Origin of the sequence: Klebsiella sp. C349492 (genome assembly GCF_042055345.1) — a bacterium.
Classification (GTDB): domain Bacteria; phylum Pseudomonadota; class Gammaproteobacteria; order Enterobacterales; family Enterobacteriaceae; genus Klebsiella; species Klebsiella scottii.
Window position 1 is genome coordinate 188,981 of the sequence record NZ_JANQCE010000007.1, and the last position, 22,806, is coordinate 211,786.

Genomic DNA, 22,806 nt, shown 5'->3' on the forward strand with positions numbered 1-22,806 from the left:
CCCAGCGAGCACTTTTTTTCTATTTTTATCTGAATGGACATTTTATCGCCAGATAGCGTCCTGAATTGTATAAATAAGCAGCGCGTAAGGCAAAATAACTTTTTCACACCTTGTTAAAGGCGCAAAATCGCCCCGGTCTGCGGGTACGATCTCCCCATAGACGGTCAACAACAATGACAAACAGGGAAATTAAGATGAAAAATACGCTCTCCTTCCTGCTGCTGATCGCGCTAGCTATGGGAACGGCATCGGCAACGACGCTGCATTTTGGTACCACGACGGCCAATCCGCCCTTCGAAACCGTCAACGCCAAAAACCAGCCTGCCGGTTTTGATATCGATCTCGCCAGGGCGCTCTGTAAACAGATGCAGGCTGAGTGCACATTTACGCCCCAGAGCTTCGATACCCTGATCCCGGCGCTGCGCTTTAAGAAATTCGACGCCATCATCGCCGGGATCGAGATCGTCCCGATGCGCGAAAGGCGGGTAGCCTTCACTCAGCCCTATCGCCAGCAGCTGTCCGGCGTGGTTGTCACCGCGAAGAATAGCGCCCACGGTTTTGCTGACCTGAAAGGCCAAAAGCTCGGCGTCGCGAAAGGCAGCATTCACCAGCGCTATCTGCACGATAAGCAAAAAGAGGTGAACGTCGTCTCTTACGATAGCAACGACGCCGCGTTCAGCGCGCTGAAAGAGGGGAGCGTTATCGGGGTGATGAGCGATCGCGCCAGCGCCGAGACATGGCTGCAGGACAATCCGGATTACGCCATCATCGACGAGCAGGCAACCGATGCCAAATATTATGGCAAGCAGCTGGCGATCGCGGTGCGTCAGGATGACCCTGAGCTGCTCAATGCGCTAAATGCCGCGCTGGAGGTCGTCAAGGCCTCCCCTGAATTCGGGCAAATGGAGCAAAAGTGGTTTAAATAGTTCTGGCCTGTCGCCGGGGCCGTCCGACCCCGGCAGCACGATTACAGCTTGATAAAGTGCTCGCGGTAGTAGGCCAGCTCCGCCACCGATTCGCGAATATCGTCCATCGCCTGATGGGTGCCCTGCTTTTTAAAGCCATCGAGGATTTCCGGCTTCCAGCGGCGCGCCAGCTCTTTCAGGGTGCTGACGTCAAGGTAGCGGTAGTGAAAGTACTCTTCCAGCTCGGGCATATATTTAAAGAGAAAGCGGCGGTCCTGGCCAATGCTGTTGCCGCAAATCGGCGATTTACCCGCAGGCACCCACTGCTTGAGGAATTCGATAGTCGCCAGCTCCGCTTCGCGATCGCCCACGGTGCTGGCCTTGACGCGCTCCACCAGCCCGCTGCCGGTATGCGTGCGCACGTTCCACTCGTCCATCAGCGCCAGCTGCGCATCAGACTGGTGTACCGCAATCGTCGGCCCTTCCGCCAGAATGTTGAGGTTTGCATCGGTCACCAGGGTGGCGATTTCGATAATGCGATCGCGCTCCGGATCCAGCCCCGTCATTTCAAGATCGATCCAAATCAGGTTGTTTTCATCTGCACTCATGCTATTTTCCACCCTTCTTGCGTGACTATATTCATCTAAAATAGCGTGTATCATAGAGGTTTTGCCCCTACAGGGCGACCAGGAGCCAGTTCGATTGAGTAAAAATAAACTCTCCAAAGGCCAACAGCGCCGCGTCAAGGCCAACCACCAGCGCCGCCTGAAAACGACTTCGGAGAAGGCCGACTACGATGACAATCTGTTTGGCGAGACCTCCGAAGGCATCGTCATCAGCCGCTTCGGCATGCATGCCGATGTCGAATCCGTTGACGGTGGCGTCCACCGCTGCAACATTCGCCGGACGATCCGTTCGCTGGTAACCGGCGATCGCGTAGTCTGGCGCCCAGGCAAAGACGCCGCTGACGGCGTTAGAGTAAAAGGTATCGTTGAGGCCGTGCACGAGCGGACCTCGGTCCTGACGCGTCCGGATTTCTATGATGGCGTTAAGCCCATCGCCGCCAACATCGATCAGATCGTCATCGTTTCCGCGATTTTACCGGAGCTGTCGTTAAACATTATTGACCGCTATCTGGTGGCGAGCGAAGCCCTGGACGTCGAGCCGCTGATTGTGCTCAACAAGATCGACCTGCTGGATGAGGACGCCTTAGCGTTCGTCAATGAGCAGATGGATATCTACCGCAAAATTGGCTATCCCGTGCTGATGGTATCAAGCCGGACCCAGGACGGTCTGAAGCCGCTTGAAGAGGCCCTCACCGGCCGCATCAGCATCTTTGCCGGGCAGTCCGGGGTGGGTAAATCCAGCCTGCTGAACGCGCTGCTGGGCCTGAACGACGATCGGATCCTGACCAACGACGTCTCTGACAACTCGGGCCTTGGCCAGCACACCACCACCGCCGCGCGCCTCTATCACTTCCCGCAGGGCGGCGACGTGATTGACTCCCCTGGCGTGCGCGAATTTGGCCTCTGGCATCTTGATGCGGAACAAATCACCAACGGTTTTGTCGAATTTCACGATTATTTAGGCCGTTGCAAATATCGCGACTGCAAGCATGATACCGATCCGGGCTGCGCGATTCGCGAAGCGGTTGAAAATGGCAGCATCAATGAGCGCCGTTTTGAAAACTACCACCGCATTCTGGAAAGCATGAACGAAGTGCAGGTAAAAACGCGTAAAAGCTTTTCATCATCCGATGACTGACATTTAAGCTGAGCGTCGCTATACGTTTCATCCTTCAGGCTGCTCTGCGTTGGCTGCGCGTATTCCCCCCGCCCACATAGCTCTCTATGCTGCCGGGGATTCGCAGACCTGCAGCCTTGGTGCAACCCGGATGCGTTTACGTATAGAATCGACCCCTTTTTCAGGTCCCCGACGCTTTGCGGGGGTCAGGAACGACAAATAATGGCCTGGAGGCTACCTTGTTAAACGATCTTAAACTTTCGCTGCAATACATTCTGCCTAAACTGTGGCTTACCCGCCTCGCAGGCTGGGGTGCGAGCAAACGAGCGGGCTGGCTGACGAAACTGGTCATCGACCTGTTCGTGAAGTGCTACAAGGTCGATATGAAAGAGGCGCAGAAGCCCGATACCGCCAGCTACCGCACCTTTAACGATTTCTTTGTTCGACCGCTGCGTGATGAAGCACGTCCGCTGAACACCGATCCGAACGTGCTGGTCATGCCTGCCGATGGCGCAATTAGCCAGCTGGGAGCTATCGAAGACGATAAAATCCTGCAGGCCAAAGGCCACAACTACACGCTGGAAGCGCTGCTGGCCGGTAATTACCAGATGGCCGAGCTGTTCCGCAACGGTAACTTCGCAACCACCTATCTGTCGCCGCGTGACTACCACCGCGTCCACATGCCGTGTAACGGTATTCTGCGCGAAATGATCTACGTCCCGGGCGATCTGTTCTCCGTTAACCACCTGACCGCGCAGAACGTACCGAATCTGTTCGCCCGCAACGAGCGCGTCATCTGCCTGTTCGATACTGAATTTGGTCCGATGGCGCAAATTCTGGTCGGTGCGACCATCGTTGGCAGCATTGAAACCGTGTGGTCCGGTACCGTTACCCCGCCGCGTGAAGGCGTCATTAAGCGCTGGACCTGGCCTGCGGGCGACAGCGAAGGTTCCATTGCCCTGCTGAAAGGCCAGGAGATGGGTCGCTTCAAACTCGGTTCGACGGTGATCAACCTGTTTGCCCCGGGCAAGGTAAAACTGCTCGAACAGCTGCAGAACCTCTCGGTCACTAAGCTTGGTCAACCGCTGGCAACCGCCGTTGAGACCATGTCCACGACCGAAGGCGACGCCAGCATTCTGAGCGACGATACGCAAGACGAAGGTTAATAGCTGACAAAAAGGGTTATGCCGTGCGCCTGATATATATTTTCCTGCTGGCCTGGAGCCTCAGTCTGGGGGCGTACGCAGCGACAGCCCCGGACGCGAAACAGATAGCTCAGGAACTGGAACAGGCGAAGGCGGCAAAACCCGCCCAGCCTGGTACCGTAGAAGCGCTACAGTCCGCTCTGAACGCGCTGGAGGAGCGTAGCGCTTCCCTCGAGCGTACGCGTCAGTATCAGCAGGTTATCGATAACTTCCCCAAGCTGTTCCAGACCCTGCGTTCGCAGATCAACAACCTGGCCGATGAACCGCGCCAGGTATCAACGACGCTCTCCACCGATGCCCTGAATCAGGAAATCCTGCAGGTCAGCAGCCAGCTGCTCGAAGCCAGCCGTCAGGCCCAGCAGGAGCAGGAGCGCGCCCGCGATATCGCCGATTCGCTCAACCAGCTTCCGCAGCAGCAAACCGACGCCCGCCGTCAGCTGAACGACGTTGAGCGCCGCGTCGGCTCGCAGACCAGCAATACGCCGCTGGCACAGGCACAAAATCTGAGCCTGCAGGCGGAATCCGCGCGCCTGAAAGCGCTGGTCAACGAGCTGGACCTGGCGCAGCTCTCCGCCAACAATCGCCAGGAGCTGTCGCGCATGCGCGCCGATCTGGCGCAAAAGCAAAGCAAGCTGCTCGACGGCTACCTGCAGGGCTTGCGTAATCAGCTCAACAGCCAGCGCCAGCGCGAAGCCGAAAAGGCGCTGGAAAGCACCGAGCTGCTGGCGGAGAACAGCGAAAACCTGCCGCCGGAGCTGGTGGCCCAGTTTAAAGTTAACCGCGAGCTGTCGCAGGCGTTAAACCAGCAGGCTCAGCGCATGGACCTGGTTGCTTCACAGCAGCGTCAGGCCTCCAGCCAGACGCTCCAGGTTCGCCAGGCGCTCAATACGCTGCGCGAGCAGTCGCAGTGGCTGGGCGCCTCCAGCCTGCTGGGCGAAGCGCTACGCGCCCAGGTCGCCCGTCTGCCGGAGACGCCAAAACCCCAGCAGCTGGATACCGAAATGGCCCAGCTGCGGGTGCAGCGGCTGCGCTTTGAGGACCTCCTCGGCAGCCAGACGCAGCTCCGTCAGCTGCGCCAGGCCGACGGTCAGGCGCTGACCAGCGAGCAGAATCGTATTCTTGAAGCGCAGCTGCGCACGCAAAGCGAGCTGCTCAACTCGCTGCTGCAGGGCGGCGATACGCTGATTCTGGAGCTGACCAAGCTCAAAGTGGCTAACGGCCAGCTTGAAGACGCCCTGAAAGAGATGAACGAAGCGACCCACCGCTATCTGTTCTGGACCTCGGACGTCAGCCCAATCGGTTTTTCATGGCCGCTGGAAATTGCTCACGATCTGCGCCGCCTGGTCTCTCTCGATACCGTCAGCCAGCTAGGCAAAGCCAGCGCGATGATGTTAACCAGCAAGGAGACGCTGCTGCCGCTGTTTGGCGCGCTGATTCTGGTCGGTTTCAGCATCAGCTCGCGTCGCCACTTCACCCGCTTCCTTGAGCGTTCCAGCGCCCGCGTTGGCAAAGTGACCCAGGACCATTTCTGGCTCACCCTGCGCACCGTGTTCTGGTCGATTCTGGTGGCCTCGCCGCTCCCGGTGCTGTGGATGACCCTGGGCTATGGTCTGCAATCCGCCTGGCCCTTCCCGCTGGCGGTGGCCATCGGCGAAAGCGTCACCGCCACGGTACCGCTGCTGTGGGTAGTGATGATTTGCGCCACCTTTGCGCGTCCGAACGGCCTGTTTATCGCCCACTTCGGCTGGCCGCGTAGCCGGGTCACCAAGGCCATGCGCTACTACCTGATGAGCATCGGGCTGATCGTCCCGCTAATCATTGCGCTGATTATGTTCGATAACCTCAACGACCGTGAGTTCTCGGCCTCCCTCGGCCGCCTGTGCTTCCTGTTGATTTGCGGGGCGCTGGCGCTGGTCACGCTGAGCCTCAAGCATGCCGGTATTCCGCTGTATCTCGATAAATCAGGGAGCGGCGATAATATGGTTAACCGAATGCTGTGGAACCTGCTGCTGGGCGCGCCGCTCATTGCCATGCTGGCGGCGGCTATCGGCTACCTGGCGACCGCCCAGGCGCTGCTGGCCAGGCTGGAAACGTCGGTGGCGATCTGGTTCTTACTGCTCGTGGTCTATCACATCATCCGCCGCTGGATGCTGATTCAGCGCCGCCGGCTGGCCTTCGATCGCGCCAAGCATCGACGGGCGGAAATTCTTGCCCAACGCGCGCGGGGCGAAGATGAGATCGCGCACTCCAGCAGCCCTGAAGGGTCCGCGGAGATCGACGTCAGTGAAATCGATCTCGATGCGATCAGTACCCGGTCGCTGCGGCTGGTGCGCTCGCTGCTGATGCTGGTAGCCCTGGTCTCGGTGATCGTGCTGTGGTCAGAAATCCATTCAGCGTTTGGCTTCCTCGAGAATATCTCGCTGTGGGATGCGACCTCTACGGTGCAGGGCGTTGAAAGCCTCGAGCCGATTACGCTTGGGGCGGTGCTGATCGCGATTCTGGTGCTGATTATCACCACCCAGCTGGTGCGCAACCTCCCTGCGCTGCTGGAGCTGGCGATTCTGCAGCACCTGGACCTCACGCCGGGCACCGGCTACGCGATCACCACCATTACCAAATACCTGCTGATGCTGATTGGCGGCCTGATGGGCTTCTCGATGATCGGTATTGAGTGGGCGAAGCTGCAGTGGCTGGTAGCGGCGCTCGGCGTCGGCCTCGGTTTTGGCCTGCAGGAGATCTTCGCCAACTTTATCTCAGGCCTGATTATTCTGTTTGAAAAGCCGATACGTATTGGCGATACGGTGACCATCCGCGATCTGACCGGCAGCATCACCCGCATCAATACCCGCGCCACCACCATCAGCGACTGGGACCGGAAAGAGATTATCGTGCCGAATAAGGCGTTCATCACCGAGCAGTTTATCAACTGGTCGCTGTCTGACTCCGTCACCCGCGTGGTGCTGACGGTGCCGGCCCCGGCGGATGCGAATACCGAAGAGGTCACGCAGATTCTGATTAACGCCGCCCACCGCTGCTCGCTGGTTATCGATACGCCGGCGCCCGAGGCCTTCCTCGTCGATCTGCAGCAGGGGATTCAGATTTTCGAGCTGCGTATCTACGCCGCCGAGATGGGCCACCGTATGCCGCTGCGCCACGAGATCCATAAGCTGATTCTGGCAGGCTATCGCGAGCACGGTATCGACATGCCGTTCCCGCCGTTCCAGATGCGTCTGGAAAGCATTGACGGCAGGAAGAGCAGCAGAGCCATGACCTCGGCGGGGAAATCCAGCCGCACGGCGGGCAGCCTGTAAGTTAGACCCTACCCGGCGGCTCGTGCGCCGGGTAGGGTCTGCCCCCTGGCCTTGCGCGGCCAGAGAGAGATATTCGGCCAGGTCAGGCGCGATCGACGGTAAAGGCGATCACTTCGCCGATGCTTTCAGCCCCCAGCGCCAGCATCACCACGCGATCGACCCCCAGCGCCACGCCGGAGCAGTCCGGGAGGCCCGCTTTCAGAGCTTCCAGCAGATTGCTGTCAATCGGCTGCTGCGGCAGGCCGCGGGCCGCACGCTTGCGGTTATCCTGCTCGAAACGCTGCTGCTGTTCGCGGGCGTCGGTCAGCTCATGGAAGCCGTTCGCCAGCTCAATTCCCTTGTAATAGACCTCAAAGCGCTCCGCAACGCGGTGATCTTCGGTGCTGATCTGCGCCAGCGACGCCTGGCTTGCCGGGAAGTGATAGATAAAGGTCGGACGGTCTTTGCCGATATGCGGCTCGACGCCCATGGTAAACAGCAGCTGCAGCAGCGTATCCCTATCTTCTTCCGTATCGGCGATATTGCTCAGATCGAGCTTCGCTGCCGCTTCGCGCAGCTGGGTCTTGTCGGCTGATAGCGGGTCGAGCTCGAGGTGGCGCAGGAACGCCTGCTGATAGGAGAGGCTTTCCGCCGGCTGACACTCCAGCACCTGCTGCAGTAAATCATCGACCTCGTTAATCAGACGATACATGTCATAGCACGGACGATACCACTCCAGCATGGTGAATTCAGGGTTGTGGTGACGCCCCATCTCTTCATTGCGGAAGCTGCGGCACAGCTGGAAGACCGGACCGCAGCCCGCTGCCAGCAGGCGCTTCATATGGTATTCCGGGCTGGTCATCAGATACAGATCCATCCCCTGCGAATAGCCGGGGCCGACGAAACGGGTCTGGAACGGAAACAGGTGAATATCCGTTACCGTTGCCTGACTCATGCAGGGCGTCTCCACCTCCAGCACGCCGCGGTCGGTAAAGAAACGACGAATTTCCGCCATCACAGCCGCGCGTTTTAACAGGTTTGGAATAGACGCGCTCGGCTGCCAGGTTGCCGTCTCGCTCATGGTACTTTCTCCGATTTCAGACAAGGGCACGAAGTCTACTCGTAACCGGCGGGTGAGACAAATTTTGTGCCGACGGCGCCTTAAAGAATTCAGAAAATTTATAAATCACCAGGAAGCATCAATCGTGCTGATAAATCACCGCACATATCGATAAAAAAATCGAACACGTCAATTTTCCCTACCGACCCTAAGGCTATACTTCTTTACCTATAAAGGAGCAGTGACACATTTTCGCCAGCCCGGCGGCGAAATAAACAAAAACTGGAGGAATGTCGTGCAAACTTTTCAAGCCGATCTTGCCGTAATTGGCGCTGGCGGAGCAGGTCTTCGCGCTGCAATCGCCGCAGCGCAGGCTAATCCAAATGCCAAAATCGCACTGATTTCAAAAGTCTACCCCATGCGCAGCCACACCGTTGCGGCTGAAGGCGGCTCCGCCGCCGTGACCCAGGATCATGACAGCTTTGAGTACCATTTTCACGACACCGTAGCCGGCGGCGACTGGCTTTGTGAGCAGGATGTCGTCGACTACTTCGTCCATCATTGCCCGACGGAAATGACCCAGCTCGAACAGTGGGGATGCCCGTGGAGCCGCCGTCCTGACGGTAGCGTCAACGTCCGCCGCTTCGGCGGGATGAAAATCGAACGCACGTGGTTCGCCGCCGATAAAACCGGCTTCCATATGCTGCATACCCTGTTCCAGACCTCCCTTCAGTTCCCGCAGATCCAGCGTTTCGACGAGCATTTCGTCCTCGATATTCTGGTCGACGATGGCCAGGCCCGTGGCCTGGTGGCGATGAATATGATGGAAGGCTCGCTGGTGCAAATCCGCGCTAACGCGGTGGTGATGGCCACCGGCGGCGCAGGACGCGTCTATCGCTACAACACCAACGGCGGCATCGTCACCGGCGACGGAATGGGCATCGCGCTTAGCCACGGCGTTCCTCTGCGCGATATGGAGTTCGTGCAGTATCACCCGACCGGCCTTCCTGGCTCCGGTATTCTGATGACGGAAGGCTGCCGCGGCGAAGGCGGCATTCTGGTCAACAAGGACGGCTATCGCTACCTGCAGGATTACGGCATGGGTCCGGAAACGCCGCTCGGCGAGCCGAAAAACAAATATATGGAGCTCGGCCCGCGCGACAAGGTCTCCCAGGCCTTCTGGCACGAATGGCGTAAAGGCAACACCATTCCGACGCCGCGCGGCGACGTGGTTTATCTCGACCTGCGCCATTTAGGTGAGAAAAAGCTGCTGGAGCGCCTGCCCTTTATCTGCGAACTGGCGAAGGCCTACGTCGGCGTCGACCCGGTTAAAGAGCCGATTCCTGTACGCCCAACCGCGCACTATACCATGGGCGGTATCGAAACCGACCAGAACTGTGAAAGCCGCATCAAGGGGCTGTTCGCCGTGGGCGAATGCTCGTCGGTCGGCCTTCACGGCGCCAACCGCCTTGGCTCCAACTCGCTGGCAGAGCTGGTGGTCTTTGGCCGCCTCGCCGGCGAGCAGGCCATCAGGCGAGCGGCTGAGGCCAAAGAAGCCAACGTCGCCGCGCTGGATGCGCAGACCGCCGACGTAGAAAAACGGCTGAAAGATCTTATCAATCAGGAAGGCGACGAGAACTGGGCGAAGATTCGCGACGAGATGGGCCTGTCAATGGAAGAAGGCTGCGGGATCTACCGTACGCCGGAGCTGATGCAGAAAACCGTCGATAAGCTGGCGGAGCTGCAGGAGCGCTTCAGGCGCGTACGCATTACCGACAGCTCCAGCGTGTTCAATACCGACCTGCTGTATACCATCGAGCTGGGTCACGGGCTGAACGTGGCGGAATGTATGGCCCACTCTGCCCTTGCGCGTAAAGAGTCCCGCGGCGCGCATCAGCGTCTGGATGAAGGCTGCACCGAGCGTGACGACGTCAATTTCCTCAAGCATACGCTCGCATTCCGCGATGCCGATGGCACCACGCGCCTCGAGTATGGCGATGTGAAGATCACCACTCTGCCGCCGGCAAAACGCGTATATGGCGCAGAAGCGGAAGCAGCCGAGAAGAAGGAGACGAGCAATGGCTGAGATGAAGAACCTGAAAATCGAGGTGGTGCGCTACAACCCGGAAGTGGACACCGCGCCGCACAGCGCGTTCTATGAGGTTCCTTATGACGAGCAAACCTCACTGCTCGACGCGCTAGGCTATATCAAAGACAACCTCGCGGCGGATCTCAGCTACCGCTGGTCCTGCCGGATGGCGATTTGCGGCTCCTGCGGGATGATGGTCAACAAGGTGCCGAAGCTGGCATGTAAAACCTTCCTGCGTGAATACACCAAGGGCATTAAGGTCGAAGCGCTGGCTAACTTCCCGATCGAGCGCGATCTGGTGGTCGATATGACCCACTTTATCGAGAGCCTGGAGGCGATTAAGCCCTATATTATCGGCAACCCGCGTACCCCGGATCAGGGGCCAAACAAACAGACTCCGGCGCAGATGGCGAAGTACCATCAGTTCTCCGGCTGCATCAACTGCGGCCTGTGCTACGCCGCCTGCCCACAGTTTGGCCTTAACCCGGAGTTTATCGGCCCGGCGGCCATCACCCTCGCCCATCGTTACAACGAGGACAGCCGCGACCACGGGAAAAAGGAACGTATGGCGCAGCTTAACGGTCAGAACGGCGTCTGGACCTGTACCTTCGTGGGCTACTGCTCGGAAGTCTGCCCGAAGCACGTCGACCCGGCGGCCGCCATTCAGCAGGGCAAGGTAGAAAGCTCGAAAGACTTTCTTATCGCCACCCTGAAACCACGCTAAGGAGTGCATTATGACGACTAAACGCAAGCCCTACGTGCGGCCGATGACGTCCACCTGGTGGAAAAAGCTGCCGTTTTATCGCTTCTACATGCTGCGTGAAGGAACGGCGGTACCGGCCGTCTGGTTCAGCATCATCCTGATTTACGGACTGTTTGCCCTGAAGCACGGGGCGGAAAGCTGGGCGGGATACGTTGGCTTCCTGCAAAATCCGCTGGTGGTGATCCTGAACCTGATCGCCCTGGGCGCAGCGCTGCTGCATAGCAAAACCTGGTTCGAACTGGCGCCGAAAGCCGCCAATATCATTGTCAAAGGCGAGAAAATGGGGCCAGAGCCGGTTATTAAAGGGCTTTGGGTGGTGACTGCGGTAGCAACAGCGGCGATCCTGCTTATCGCCCTGTTCTGGTAAGGAGGCTGGAATGATCAATCCCAACCCAAAACGTTCCGATGAACCGGTATTCTGGGGGCTGTTTGGCGCCGGCGGCATGTGGAGCGCCATTATTACTCCGGTGATGATACTGCTGGTCGGTATTCTGCTGCCGCTAGGCCTGGCGCCCGCTGACGCCTTCAGCTACGAACGCGTGCTCGGCTTTGCCCAGAGCTTTATTGGCCGGGCATTTATCTTCCTGATGATCGTCCTGCCGCTGTGGTGCGGGCTCCACCGCATTCATCACGCCATGCATGACCTGAAAATTCACGTCCCTAACGGGAAGTGGGTGTTCTACGGACTGGCCGCCATTCTGAGCGTGGTAACGCTGGTCGGCGTATTGTTTATCTAAACGTCCTGATGCCCGGTGGCGTAATGTTACCGGGCTCTCTTTTGCTGAATATTTTCCCGTCTTTCCCTCGCCAGAATCTACACTTAGCTAAAAACCAGCAAGGAAAATAGTATGCGTCTGCTGCCAATGATTGCCGCTGTTGCCGCCTCGTTTCTGGTTGTTGCCTGTAGCACCCCGACGCCTCCGCAGGGCGTGACGGTGGTCAGCCCGTTTGATACCCAGCGCTATCTCGGCACCTGGTATGAAATCGCCCGCTTCGACCATAGCTTTGAGCGCGGCCTGGAGAAGGTCACAGCAACCTACAGCCTGCGCGACGACGGCGGGCTGAACGTCGTCAATAAAGGCTATAACCCCGATCGCGGCGTATGGCAAAAAACGGATGGCGTGGCCTACTTCACCGGCGAGACCAATCGGGCGGCGCTAAAAGTCTCCTTTTTTGGCCCCTTCTACGGCGGCTACAACGTCATTGCGCTCGACAAAGATTATCGCTACGCGCTGGTGTGCGGACCGGATCGGGATTATCTCTGGCTGCTGGCGCGCACGCCGAAAATCGAGCCGGAGGTGAAACAGCAGATGCTGGATATCGCCTCCCGGCAGGGCTTCGACGTGAGCAAGCTGATCTGGGTAAACCAGCGCTATTAATGGGCGCTGAGCTTGAGGCCGATAATACCGATGACGATGCACGCCAGGCTGGCAATACGCATCGGGCTGGCGGACTCGCCCAGTAACACGATACCGGCAATCGCCGCGCCGACGGCGCCAATGCCCGTCCACACCGCGTAAGCGGTGCCTACCGGCAGCGTTTTCATCGCCCATGACAGCAGCGCCATGCTGACCACCATTGCCACTATGGTGATGGCGCTGGGTATCAGGCGGCTAAAACCGTGGGTGTACTTCAGACCAACCGCCCAGACCACTTCCAGCAGGCCGGCGATAAACAAAATTAACCAGGACATAAGGCTCCCTAGATGGGGCCGTCCCCGGATGCGGTACGCTTACGGGTCGTCCCGCAAGGTGAGTGAAAAAGCGCGGATATTATAAACAACGGCGCAGGAGATGAAAAGAACGGTACGGCCGGCGACCGTACCGTCAGGTCTATTGCTGGGCTTTCGTCGCCGCGCCGGAAATGGCGCTGCCGCCTTCTGAAATATCCTGACCGACACCACGCGTTGTATTACATGCGGTCAGCACAGAGGAGAGCGCCAAAACCGTAAAGAACGCTGCAATCGCTTTTTTCACCATAATGTCATCCTTATTTACCAGTTTTAGTTATCGTGCCCTATAAGCATAGACAAACTGACCCGGGATGAAGGGATCTCAGCGTTTTTTAAGACAAAAAGCGATGCGGTACGCCGGGAGGCGCGAATTCAGAAGAAGAGGAGAGAAAATCGGTGCTTAGCTGGCAGCGTGAGAGATGGCGTGCCCCAGGCTGCGGATATCTTCGCCAACGCCGTGGACCGTATGACAGCCGGCCAGCAGAGCGCCGCTGAGAAGCAGCAATGCCATAAGCTTTAAGGTGTTGTTCATCGTCCTTGCCTGCTATCGATAGCTTGCGCGCCATAGAGGGCGCAGCGTCGCGCTGCGCCAACCACCTGAGACGTGAATTACTTCACGCGGGATACGTATTCGCCAGAGCGGGTATCCACTTTAATCACTTCGCCAATCTGCACAAACAGCGGAACTTTAACCACTGCGCCAGTGGTCAGGGTAGCCGGTTTACCGCCGGTACCTGCGGTATCGCCTTTCAGACCCGGATCGGTTTCAACGATTTCCAGCTCAACGAAGTTCGGCGGGGTGACGGAGATAGGCTGACCGTTCCACAGGGTCACGATGCACTCAGCCTGATCCAGCAGCCATTTAGCGCTTTCACCAACGGCTTTCGCATCGGCAGCCAGCTGCTCGAAAGTGGAGTTGTTCATGAAGTGATAGAACTCACCGTCGTTGTACAGGTAAGTCAGGTTCATATCCACAACGTCTGCGCCTTCAGCGGAGTCGGTAGACTTGAAGGTTTTTTCTACGCGGGTGCCGGTCAGCAGGCGACGCAGCTTAACGCGGGCGAAAGCCTGGCCTTTTCCCGGTTTTACGAATTCACTCGCTTCAACGGCATAAGGTTCGCCGTCCATCATGATTTTAAGACCGGCACGAAAATCGTTGCTATAGTAAGTCGCCATAAGGCCCTCTGAAATTGTTAATTGGTAGCTAAGCCACAAAATGGCGCATATTGTAACCCTAAATACCCCATCCAGAGAAGATTGGTTAACGCAACTTGCCGATGTTGTGACCAGTCCTGATGAACTGCTGCATCTTTTAAATGTAGACGCTGATGCAAACTTATTGGCAGGGCGCGATGCGAAGCGCCTCTTTGCGCTGCGCGTTCCCCGGGCTTTCATCGCCCGTATGGAGCAAGGAAACCCCAACGATCCTCTTTTGCGTCAAGTACTTACTTCGCAGGAAGAGTTCATCGCCTCCCCCGGTTTCTCCACCGATCCGCTGGAGGAGCAGCACAGCGTCGTGCCCGGCCTGCTGCACAAATACGCCAACCGCGCGCTGCTGCTGGTTAAGGGCGGCTGTGCGGTAAATTGTCGTTATTGTTTCCGCAGACACTTCCCGTATGCCGATAACCAGGGCAATAAGCGCAACTGGCAGGCCGCGATGGACTATATTTCGGCCCATCCGCAGCTCGATGAGATTATTTTTTCCGGCGGCGACCCGCTGATGGCGAAAGATCATGAGCTCGACTGGCTGCTCACCCAGCTGGAGGCGATCCCGCACGTTAAACGTCTGCGCATTCACAGCCGGCTGCCCATTGTGATCCCGGCGCGCATCACCGGGACGCTGGCCGCGCGTTTCGCCCGCTCTTCGCTGCAGATACTGCTGGTGAATCATATCAACCACGCCAATGAAATCGACGCTGAGTTTCGCGCGGCGATGGCGCGTTTACGCCAGGCTGGCGTTACGCTGCTCAATCAAAGCGTACTGCTGCGGGGGGTCAACGATAGCGCGCAGACGCTGGCTAATCTGAGCAATGCGCTATTTGATGCGGGGGTGATGCCGTATTACCTGCACGTGCTGGATAAGGTCCAGGGCGCGGCCCACTTTATGGTCGAAGATGAAGAAGCCCGGGCCATCATGCGCGAGCTGCTGACGCTGGTATCCGGTTATATGGTACCGAAGCTGGCGCGAGAAATCGGCGGAGAGCCGAGCAAGACGCCGCTGGATTTGCAGCTACGACAGAGCTAGCGTTCTTTCCCCTCTCCCCAATGGAGAGAGGGGAAAGCGATCAGTTCGGGCACTTATAGACCTGACCGTTCATTTCGCTATCGGTCGGCACAAAGCTCGACAGCAGATTCTGCGTCGGGCTGCTGACGCCGTAAATCACGTTGCCGCCCATTGCAGCGGCCTGGTTACGCAGCGCATTAGCCGCGCCGCGCATGGAGCCACCCTCGCCGCCGTTCTGTCCGGAGAGCCAGTTGCTCTGCTTCCCGCTCGCGGTCCCCAACAGCTGGCAATCCGCCCCCGGCTTATCTTCAACAAAGCGTACGCTCTGCCCGCCTGAGCTCAGTTCGTTGCTGGAACTGCAACCCGCTAACAGTAACGCTGCGCCGACAATCCCTGCTAAATATCTTACCTGCATGTTATTCCCCATGATCAATGAGCTGGACGCGCTGGCCCGGATGTACACCTTATACTAAAAAGACGGAAAAAAGAAAAACCCCCGAGCATTTCTGCCCGGGGGTTTCTTTGTTTCTAAGGGGTAGAGCACATGATTACATCATGCCGCCCATACCACCCATACCGCCCATGCCGCCAGCAGCGCCTAAATCAGCCGCATCGCTTTTCGGCAGATCGGTAACCATGCACTCGGTAGTGATCATCAGACCAGCAACGGAGGCCGCGTACTGCAGAGCAGAACGGGTCACTTTAGTTGGGTCGAGGATACCGAAGTCGATCATGTTGCCGTATTCTTCAGTCGCAGCGTTGTAACCGTAGTTACCTTCGCCCGCTTTCACGTTGTTAGTGACCACAGACGGCTCTTCACCGGCGTTGGACACGATCTGACGCAGCGGAGCTTCCATTGCGCGCAGCGCAACTTTGATACCGACGTTCTGATCTTCGTTCTGAGCAGTCAGGCCAGCCAGTTTAGCCGCAACGCGCACCAGCGCGACGCCACCACCGGCAACCACGCCTTCTTCTACCGCAGCACGGGTCGCGTGCAGGGCATCGTCAACGCGCGCTTTCTTCTCTTTCATTTCAACTTCGGTAGCTGCACCGACTTTGATAACCGCAACGCCGCCTGCCAGTTTAGCAACGCGTTCCTGCAGTTTTTCACGGTCATAATCAGAAGTGGCTTCTTCGATCTGCTTACGGATCTGAGTCACGCGGCCCTGGATAGCGCCTTCTTCACCCACGCCATCGATGATGGTGGTGGTGTCTTTGTTGATCACAACGCGTTTTGCCTGACCCAGGTCTTCCAGAGTCGCTTTTTCCAGCTCCATACCGATCTCTTCAGAGATAACGGTACCGCCGGTCAGAGTCGCGATGTCCTGCAGCATAGCTTTACGACGGTCGCCGAAGCCAGGTGCTTTAACCGCAGCCACTTTAACGATGCCGCGCATGGTGTTAACCACCAGCGTAGCCAGGGCTTCGCCTTCAACGTCTTCAGCGATGATAACCAGCGGTTTGCCGGCTTTCGCTACGGCTTCCAGAACCGGCAGCATTTCGCGGATGTTGGAAACTTTTTTGTCAGCCAGCAGGATGAACGGGCTTTCCAGCTCAACGGCACCGGTTTCCGGCTTGTTGATGAAGTACGGGGACAGGTAGCCGCGGTCGAACTGCATACCTTCAACCACGTCCAGTTCGTCTTCCAGACCGGTACCGTCTTCAACGGTGATAACGCCTTCTTTACCGACTTTATCCATCGCTTCAGCGATCAGTTTACCTACGGTTTCGTCGGAGTTAGCGGAGATGGTACCAACCTGAGCAATCGCTTTAGAGTCGGAGCACGGTACGGACAGCGCTTTCAGTTCTTCAACAGCGGCAACGACGGCTTTGTCGATACCACGTTTCAGATCCATCGGGTTCATGCCCGCAGCAACGGCTTTCAGGCCTTCAGCGATGATCGCCTGAGCCAGTACGGTTGCGGTGGTGGTACCGTCGCCTGCAGCGTCGTTCGCTTTAGAAGCAACTTCTTTCACCATCTGTGCGCCCATGTTCTCGAACTTGTCTTCCAGCTCGATTTCACGCGCTACGGAAACGCCGTCTTTAGTGATGGTCGGCGCACCGAAGGATTTGTCCAGGACAACGTTACGGCCTTTCGGGCCCAGTGTCACTTTAACTGCATCTGCCAGTACGTTTACGCCGCGCAGCATTTTCACACGAGCGTCGTTACCGAATTTTACGTCTTTAGCTGCCATTTTAATCTTTCCCTTAAATTCGTATGTTCAGTGTCGTTCGCAGATTAGGCTTCAACAATTGCCAGGATGTCGCTTTCGGACATGATCAACACTTCTTCATTGTCGATCTTTTCAGATTTCACGCCGTAGCCGTCGTTGAAAATGACGATATCGCCAACTTTCACGTCCAGCGGCTGCACGGTTCCGTTTTCCAGGATGCGGCCCTTACCGACAGCGATGATTTCGCCACGAGTTGATTTGGCTGCCGCAGAACCGGTCAGAACGATGCCGCCAGCAGATTTGGTTTCAACTTCTTTACGTTTGACGATCACACGATCATGTAACGGACGAATACTCATTGATAGCTCTCCTTTGAGAAAGTCATTATCAGTTATGGATGACACCGGCCCGTATACGGTTTTCCGGCTAGTGACCTGAGAGATGGGGATGGAGTTTTACCGCTTCAAGGGGCGAGTCAAAAAAAAGTTTTTTCGCGTGCCCGGACGCACACTAACAACGCGTCGCTCAGGCATCATAAGCAAAAACGATTGTGATACCATTCGGGTTTTGCCGGGGACAGGGTTGAATCATGAGTGGATTGAAACAGGAGTTAGGGCTGGCTCAGGGTGTGGGCCTACTCTCCACATCATTACTGGGCACCGGCGTCTTCGCCGTTCCCGCTCTGGCCGCGCTGGTTGCGGGTGATAACAGCCTGTGGGCGTGGCCGGCGCTGATTTTACTGGTCTTCCCGATAGCCATCGTCTTTGCCGTACTCGGCCGTCACTATCCCAGTGCCGGCGGCGTGGCGCATTTCGTCAATATGGCGTTCGGCCCCCGCATGGAGCGCGTCACCGGCTGGCTATTTTTGTCGGTCATCCCGGTGGGATTACCCGCCGCGTTGCATATCGCCACCGGCTTCAGCCAGGCTCTGTTTGGCTGGCACGACGGCCAGCTGCTGTTCGCGGAACTGGGGACGCTGGCCATCATCTGGTGGGTGGGTTCGCGCGGAGCCAGCTCCAGCGCCAACCTGCAAACGCTGGTGGCGATACTGATTGTTGCCCTGATTGTCGCGATCTGGTGGCGCGGCGGTATCCATCCGGCGCAAATCCCCTTCCCGGCGCCGCAAGATATCGACCAGCCGCAGCTTTTTGCCGCGCTTTCGGTCATGTTCTGGTGCTTTGTCGGCCTGGAAGCCTTTGCCCACCTGGCTTCCGAATTTAAATCCCCGGAGCGCGATTTTCCGCGGGCGCTGATGATTGGCCTGCTGCTGGCCGGTACGGTCTACTGGGCCTGTACCGTGCTGGTGCTTCATTTTCACGCCTTCGGCGAGGGAATGGCCGCCGCCGCGTCGTTGCCGGATATCGTGGTGCGCCTGTTCGGCGTACAGGCGCTGTGGGTCGCCTGCGTTATTGGCTACCTCGCCTGCTTCGCCAGCCTCAATATCTATATCCAGAGCTTCGCCCGTCTGGTCTGGTCGCAGGCGCAGTACAAGCCGGAGAGCCGACTCGCCCGCCTGTCGGCCCGGCAAATCCCGCGCAATGCGCTCAATGCGGTGCTGGCCTGCTGCGTTATCAGCACGCTGTGCATTTACTGGCTCGATATCAATCTCGACGCGCTGATCGTCTACGCCAACGGCATTTTTATTATGATCTATCTGCTGTGTATGCTGGCGGGCTGCCGGCTGCTGCAGGGGCGCTATCGGGTGCTGGCGGCGATCGGTAGCGTTCTGTGCCTGCTGCTGCTGGCGATGGTCGGCTGGAAAAGCCTGTACGCGCTGATTGTGCTGGTGGCGCTGTGGCTGCTTTTACCCCGGCGCCGGTCGGTGAGCGAAACCCCGGGCGTTCGCCAATAAAAAAGCCGGATCGCGCTGCGCGTATCCGGCTTGTCACTCCACGCGCCCGGCGGCTGCCGGGTTTGCTGGATTAGCGGTCGTCTTTGTGGTCCAGACGGTCGCGCTCATCATCTTTACGCTGATATTCCCCGTCAAAGGTCTCACCGCCTCCGGTTCCGGCGCTAAATCCGCCGCCCGGCATCCGGCTAAAGCGCAGATGCGGCATCAGCTTCAGGGTCAGGTGTTTTTGCACCGGCGGCAGCAGGAGAAGCAGGCCGAGGAAATCGGTAAAGAAACCCGGCAACAGCAGCAGCAGACCGGCAATAATCAGCGACACGCTTTTGATCATTTCCGCCGCCGGACTTTCGCCGGCAGCCATTTTTTGCTGCATCAGCATAAAGTTTTTGAAGCCCTGGTTCCGCACCAGCGACATCCCGACCACCGAACTAAAGATCACCAGAATCAGCGTCAGCAGCACGCCCAGGACATGGGAAACCTGGATAAAGATCGAGATTTCAATATAAACGTATAAAAAAAAGGCAAAAAACGGAATCCAACGCACCGGCGTCTCCTTCATTAGCGTGCGCCGCTCTCGGCACCCGCAGTTATAGATGTGCTATTCGCATCCCATCAATATTGGGCTAACGCGGCACATTTCAATCAGCAGAAACGCTTATTTTTTTCAAGAACTGCAAAGCGGTGACTCATTTCACAGATTAATAATTCTTATAGCCCCCGCTACATAATAAGTGATCAAGATTACTGATATTCGCTATCATCAGCATATGATCGTGGGCACCAGGCCGATTAAGGAAATAATCTTCGGCGAGAAAATGCGCTAAACCCTATAAATTCTGCGTATTTGGTGAATTCATTGGCAGCTTGAAAAAGAAGGTTCACATGTTAAACAACATTCGTATCGAAGAAGATCTGTTGGGTACCAGGGAAGTTCCAGCTGACGCCTACTACGGCGTTCATACTCTGAGAGCGATTGAAAACTTCTACATCAGCAATAGCAAAATCAGCGATATTCCCGAGTTTGTACGCGGTATGGTGATGGTGAAAAAGGCCGCTGCCATGGCCAACAAAGAGCTGCAAACCATTCCTAAAGGCGTCGCAAATACCATTATTGCCGCATGTGATGAAGTGCTGAATAACGGCAAGTGCATGGATCAGTTCCCGGTTGATGTGTTCCAGGGCGGCGCGGGTACATCCGTCAACATGAACACCAACGAAGTGCTGGCGAATATCGGCCTTGAGCTGATGGGCCACCAGAAAGGCGAATACCAGTACCTGAACCCGAACGACCACGTTAACAAATGCCAGTCCACTAACGATGCCTACCCGACCGGTTTCCGCATCGCGGTTTATGCCTCCCTGCTGAAATTAACCGATGCCATTCACCAGCTGGGCGAGGGCTTCCAGAGTAAAGCCGTTGAGTTCCAGGACGTTCTGAAAATGGGTCGTACCCAGCTGCAGGATGCGGTACCGATGACCCTCGGTCAGGAATTCCACGCCTTCAACGTGCTGCTGAACGAAGAAACAAAATGCATTCTGCGTACCGCAGAGCTGCTGCTGGAAGTGAACCTCGGCGCCACCGCCATCGGTACGCGCCTGAATACCCCGGACGGCTATCAGCAGCTGGCGGTACAAAAACTTGCGGAAGTCAGCAACCTGCCGGTTATTCCGGCGGAAGACCTGATTGAAGCCACCTCCGACTGCGGTGCCTACGTTATGGTGCATAGCTCGCTGAAGCGCCTGGCGGTGAAGCTGTCTAAAATCTGTAACGACCTGCGCCTGCTCTCTTCCGGCCCGCGCGCAGGCCTGAACGAAATCAACCTGCCGGAGCTGCAGGCGGGTTCGTCCATCATGCCGGCCAAGGTTAACCCGGTGGTGCCGGAAGTCGTCAACCAGGTGTGCTTCAAGGTGATCGGCAACGACACCACGGTCACGATGGCCTCCGAAGCCGGCCAGCTGCAGCTGAACGTGATGGAACCGGTGATCGGCCAGGCAATGTTCGAGTCCATTCATATCCTGACCAACGCCTGCTATAACCTGCTGGAAAAATGCGTAAACGGCATTACCGCCAACAAAGCGGTGTGCGAAAGCTATGTTTACAACTCCATCGGCATCGTCACCTACCTCAACCCCTTTATCGGCCACCACAATGGCGATATCGTCGGCAAGATTTGCGCCGAAACCGGTAAGAGCGTGCGGGAAGTCGTGCTGGAACGAGGCTTGCTCACCGAAACGGAGCTGGACGATATTTTCTCTCCGCAAAACCTGATGCACCCGGCCTATAAAGCAAAGCGTTTTACCGATGAAAGCGAACAGTAAGCTTTCAGGTTAAACTCAACGAAGGCATGTCAGCAATGACATGCCTTTTTGCTTTTCTGGGTTTACGAAATCACAACAATTCAATATCAACTTGTTAAAAAACAAGGAAGGAACATATGTTTGGTGCAGAGCTCGTCATTGTCCTGCTGGCTATCTACCTGGGAGCCAGGCTGGGTGGCATCGGTATCGGATTTGCCGGTGGTTTGGGCGTCCTCGTCCTGACCTTAATATTTCAAATTAAACCCGGCGCGATCCCCTTCGACGTCATTGAGATCATCATGGCGGTCATCGCCGCGATTGCCGCCATGCAGGTTGCCGGCGGCATGGACTACCTGGTCAGCCTTGCTGAGCGTTTGCTGCGCCGTCATCCGAAGTACATCACCTTTCTCGCCCCGCTGGTCACCTGGTTTATGACGGTCCTCGCCGGAACCGGTCATACCGCCTTCTCAACCCTGCCGGTGATTACCGAAGTCGCGAAAGAGCAGGGCATTCGCCCCTCCCGCCCGCTGTCGATTGCCGTAGTGGCCTCGCAGATTGCGATTACCGCCTCGCCAATTTCCGCTGCAGTGGTGTTTTTCGCCGGCATTCTGGAGCCGCTGGGCGTCAGCTACCTGACGCTGCTGGCGATCTGTATTCCGGTGACGCTGATTGCCGTGATGATCACCGCCGTGGTGTGTAACTTCCTCGGCTGCGAGCTGAAAGATGACCCGGTTTACCAGGAGCGCCTGGCAAAAGGGGAAGTCAAACTGCGCGGAAGCCAGGTGTTCCAGCTGAAGCCGCACGCCAAACGTTCGGTGCTGCTGTTCCTGATCGGTATCGTCGCGGTCATGTTCTACGCCACCGCCATCAGCGATACCGTCGGGCTGATTCAGAACCCGGTGCTGCCGCGTAACGAAGCGATCGTGGTCTTCATGCTGACCATTGCCACGCTGATTAGCATCACCTGTAAGATTGATACCAGCGAAGTGCTGAACGCCAGCACCTTTAAATCCGGGATGAGCGCCTGCGTCTGCGTGCTGGGCGTCGCCTGGCTGGGCGATACCTTCGTGAAGGCGCATATCTCTGATATCCAGGCCGTGGCGGGCGATCTGCTGAACAACTACCCGTGGCTGCTGGCGGTGGTGCTGTTCTTCGCCGCAACCCTGCTCTACTCCCAGGCCGCCACCACCAAAGCGCTGATGCCTGCGGCGCTGCTGCTTGGCGTGAGCCCGCTGACCGCTATTGCCTCTTTTGCCGCGGTCTCCGCGCTGTTCGTCCTGCCGACCTACCCGACGCTGCTGGCGGCGGTCGAAATGGATGACACCGGATCTACCCGCATCGGCAAGTACGTCTTCAACCACGCCTTCCTGATCCCCGGGGTGATCGCCATTACCCTGTGCGTTATTTTGGGGTTCATCATCGGCGGCATCGTGCTGTAAATCTGCTTAAATTCGGGCCACATCGTGGCCCGTTT

At 57.3% G+C, this 22,806-nt stretch carries 23 protein-coding genes; 13 read left to right on the forward strand and 10 right to left on the reverse strand.

From position 1 onward, the window contains the following. Positions 1 to 194 precede the first annotated feature (194 nt). Positions 195 to 926 carry a transporter substrate-binding domain-containing protein gene (locus NWP14_RS22720; RefSeq protein WP_095104420.1) on the forward strand — a complete coding sequence of 244 codons (732 nt, stop codon included), beginning with the start codon at positions 195 to 197 and terminating at the stop codon, positions 924 to 926. A 41-nt stretch (positions 927 to 967) separates the two neighbouring features. On the opposite strand, the gene orn is transcribed toward NWP14_RS22720, so the two are convergent. After that, positions 968 to 1,513, reverse strand: a complete 546-nt coding sequence (gene orn / locus NWP14_RS22725) for an oligoribonuclease (RefSeq protein ID WP_346430552.1) — start codon at positions 1,511 to 1,513, stop codon at positions 968 to 970. A 94-nt stretch (positions 1,514 to 1,607) separates the two neighbouring features. Here orn and rsgA point away from each other — a divergent pair, with 94 nt between their 5' ends. The 3 genes from rsgA (at position 1,608) to mscM (ending at position 7,164) form a co-directional block, all read left to right on the forward strand. Then, positions 1,608 to 2,669 carry a small ribosomal subunit biogenesis GTPase RsgA gene (gene rsgA / locus NWP14_RS22730; protein ID WP_095104424.1) on the forward strand — a complete coding sequence of 354 codons (1,062 nt, stop codon included), beginning with the start codon at positions 1,608 to 1,610 and terminating at the stop codon, positions 2,667 to 2,669. 218 nt (positions 2,670 to 2,887) lie between these two features. Next, entirely contained in the window at positions 2,888 to 3,814 is a 927-nt protein-coding gene (asd, locus tag NWP14_RS22735) for an archaetidylserine decarboxylase (protein ID WP_095104426.1), read from the forward strand. 23 nt (positions 3,815 to 3,837) lie between these two features. Further along, on the forward strand, positions 3,838 to 7,164 hold the full coding sequence (mscM, locus tag NWP14_RS22740; RefSeq protein ID WP_375216053.1) for a miniconductance mechanosensitive channel MscM: 3,327 nt from the start codon (positions 3,838 to 3,840) through the stop codon (positions 7,162 to 7,164). A gap of 82 nt (positions 7,165 to 7,246) precedes the next feature. Here the strand turns inward: mscM and epmA are convergent, their stop codons facing one another. Beyond that, positions 7,247 to 8,224: an elongation factor P--(R)-beta-lysine ligase gene (gene epmA / locus NWP14_RS22745; RefSeq protein WP_375216054.1), complete on the reverse strand. Its 978-nt coding sequence runs from the start codon at positions 8,222 to 8,224 to the stop codon at positions 7,247 to 7,249. 274 nt (positions 8,225 to 8,498) lie between these two features. On the opposite strand from epmA, the gene frdA reads away from it, so the two are divergent. From frdA to NWP14_RS22770, 5 genes are all read left to right on the forward strand, one after another. After that, positions 8,499 to 10,289: a fumarate reductase (quinol) flavoprotein subunit gene (frdA, locus tag NWP14_RS22750; RefSeq protein WP_375216055.1), complete on the forward strand. Its 1,791-nt coding sequence runs from the start codon at positions 8,499 to 8,501 to the stop codon at positions 10,287 to 10,289. Beyond that, on the forward strand, positions 10,282 to 11,016 hold the full coding sequence (gene frdB / locus NWP14_RS22755) for a fumarate reductase iron-sulfur protein (RefSeq protein WP_095104434.1): 735 nt from the start codon (positions 10,282 to 10,284) through the stop codon (positions 11,014 to 11,016). Before frdA ends, frdB begins: the two co-directional genes overlap by 8 nt. A gap of 10 nt (positions 11,017 to 11,026) precedes the next feature. Then, positions 11,027 to 11,422 (forward strand): fumarate reductase subunit FrdC, encoded by a 396-nt coding sequence (frdC, locus tag NWP14_RS22760; protein WP_346430553.1) that lies wholly within the window; start codon positions 11,027 to 11,029, stop codon positions 11,420 to 11,422. 10 nt (positions 11,423 to 11,432) lie between these two features. Further along, positions 11,433 to 11,792, forward strand: a complete 360-nt coding sequence (gene frdD / locus NWP14_RS22765; RefSeq protein WP_095104438.1) for a fumarate reductase subunit FrdD — start codon at positions 11,433 to 11,435, stop codon at positions 11,790 to 11,792. A gap of 111 nt (positions 11,793 to 11,903) precedes the next feature. Next, positions 11,904 to 12,434, forward strand: a complete 531-nt coding sequence (locus tag NWP14_RS22770; protein ID WP_346430554.1) for a lipocalin family protein — start codon at positions 11,904 to 11,906, stop codon at positions 12,432 to 12,434. Here NWP14_RS22770 and sugE read toward each other — a convergent pair. From sugE to efp, 4 genes are all read right to left on the reverse strand, one after another. Beyond that, a complete protein-coding gene (gene sugE / locus NWP14_RS22775; RefSeq protein ID WP_095104442.1) occupies positions 12,431 to 12,748 on the reverse strand; it encodes a quaternary ammonium compound efflux SMR transporter SugE in 318 nt (105 codons plus the stop codon). The genes NWP14_RS22770 and sugE overlap by 4 nt on opposite strands. Before the next feature lie 139 nt (positions 12,749 to 12,887). Continuing rightward, entirely contained in the window at positions 12,888 to 13,034 is a 147-nt protein-coding gene (ecnB, locus tag NWP14_RS22780) for a lipoprotein toxin entericidin B (protein ID WP_004097935.1), read from the reverse strand. A 153-nt stretch (positions 13,035 to 13,187) separates the two neighbouring features. Then, positions 13,188 to 13,319, reverse strand: a complete 132-nt coding sequence (locus NWP14_RS22785) for an entericidin A/B family lipoprotein (protein ID WP_095104444.1) — start codon at positions 13,317 to 13,319, stop codon at positions 13,188 to 13,190. 77 nt (positions 13,320 to 13,396) lie between these two features. Beyond that, positions 13,397 to 13,963, reverse strand: coding sequence for an elongation factor P (efp, locus tag NWP14_RS22790; protein ID WP_095104446.1), 567 nt, complete (start codon positions 13,961 to 13,963; stop codon positions 13,397 to 13,399). Between the two features lie 40 nt (positions 13,964 to 14,003). Between efp and epmB the strand changes: the two genes are divergently transcribed. Further along, positions 14,004 to 15,032, forward strand: a complete 1,029-nt coding sequence (gene epmB / locus NWP14_RS22795; RefSeq protein ID WP_375216056.1) for an EF-P beta-lysylation protein EpmB — start codon at positions 14,004 to 14,006, stop codon at positions 15,030 to 15,032. Between the two features lie 40 nt (positions 15,033 to 15,072). On the opposite strand, the gene NWP14_RS22800 is transcribed toward epmB, so the two are convergent. From NWP14_RS22800 to NWP14_RS22810, 3 genes are all read right to left on the reverse strand, one after another. Further along, positions 15,073 to 15,426 carry a DUF4156 domain-containing protein gene (locus NWP14_RS22800; RefSeq protein ID WP_041143690.1) on the reverse strand — a complete coding sequence of 118 codons (354 nt, stop codon included), beginning with the start codon at positions 15,424 to 15,426 and terminating at the stop codon, positions 15,073 to 15,075. 133 nt (positions 15,427 to 15,559) lie between these two features. After that, a complete protein-coding gene (gene groL / locus NWP14_RS22805) occupies positions 15,560 to 17,206 on the reverse strand; it encodes a chaperonin GroEL (protein WP_095104450.1) in 1,647 nt (548 codons plus the stop codon). Between the two features lie 44 nt (positions 17,207 to 17,250). Further along, positions 17,251 to 17,544 (reverse strand): co-chaperone GroES, encoded by a 294-nt coding sequence (locus NWP14_RS22810; RefSeq protein ID WP_003855929.1) that lies wholly within the window; start codon positions 17,542 to 17,544, stop codon positions 17,251 to 17,253. Between the two features lie 230 nt (positions 17,545 to 17,774). Between NWP14_RS22810 and yjeH the strand changes: the two genes are divergently transcribed. Further along, positions 17,775 to 19,037 carry an L-methionine/branched-chain amino acid transporter gene (gene yjeH, locus NWP14_RS22815; RefSeq protein ID WP_375216057.1) on the forward strand — a complete coding sequence of 421 codons (1,263 nt, stop codon included), beginning with the start codon at positions 17,775 to 17,777 and terminating at the stop codon, positions 19,035 to 19,037. Between the two features lie 70 nt (positions 19,038 to 19,107). On the opposite strand, the gene NWP14_RS22820 is transcribed toward yjeH, so the two are convergent. Further along, positions 19,108 to 19,578 carry an FxsA family protein gene (locus NWP14_RS22820; protein WP_076947089.1) on the reverse strand — a complete coding sequence of 157 codons (471 nt, stop codon included), beginning with the start codon at positions 19,576 to 19,578 and terminating at the stop codon, positions 19,108 to 19,110. 338 nt (positions 19,579 to 19,916) lie between these two features. On the opposite strand from NWP14_RS22820, the gene aspA reads away from it, so the two are divergent. Continuing rightward, the gene (aspA, locus tag NWP14_RS22825) at positions 19,917 to 21,353 is read left to right on the forward strand and encodes an aspartate ammonia-lyase (RefSeq protein ID WP_346430556.1); all 1,437 of its coding nucleotides are present in this window, start codon (positions 19,917 to 19,919) and stop codon (positions 21,351 to 21,353) included. Between the two features lie 116 nt (positions 21,354 to 21,469). Further along, on the forward strand, positions 21,470 to 22,771 hold the full coding sequence (locus NWP14_RS22830) for an anaerobic C4-dicarboxylate transporter (RefSeq protein WP_095104455.1): 1,302 nt from the start codon (positions 21,470 to 21,472) through the stop codon (positions 22,769 to 22,771). Positions 22,772 to 22,806 lie beyond the last annotated feature (35 nt).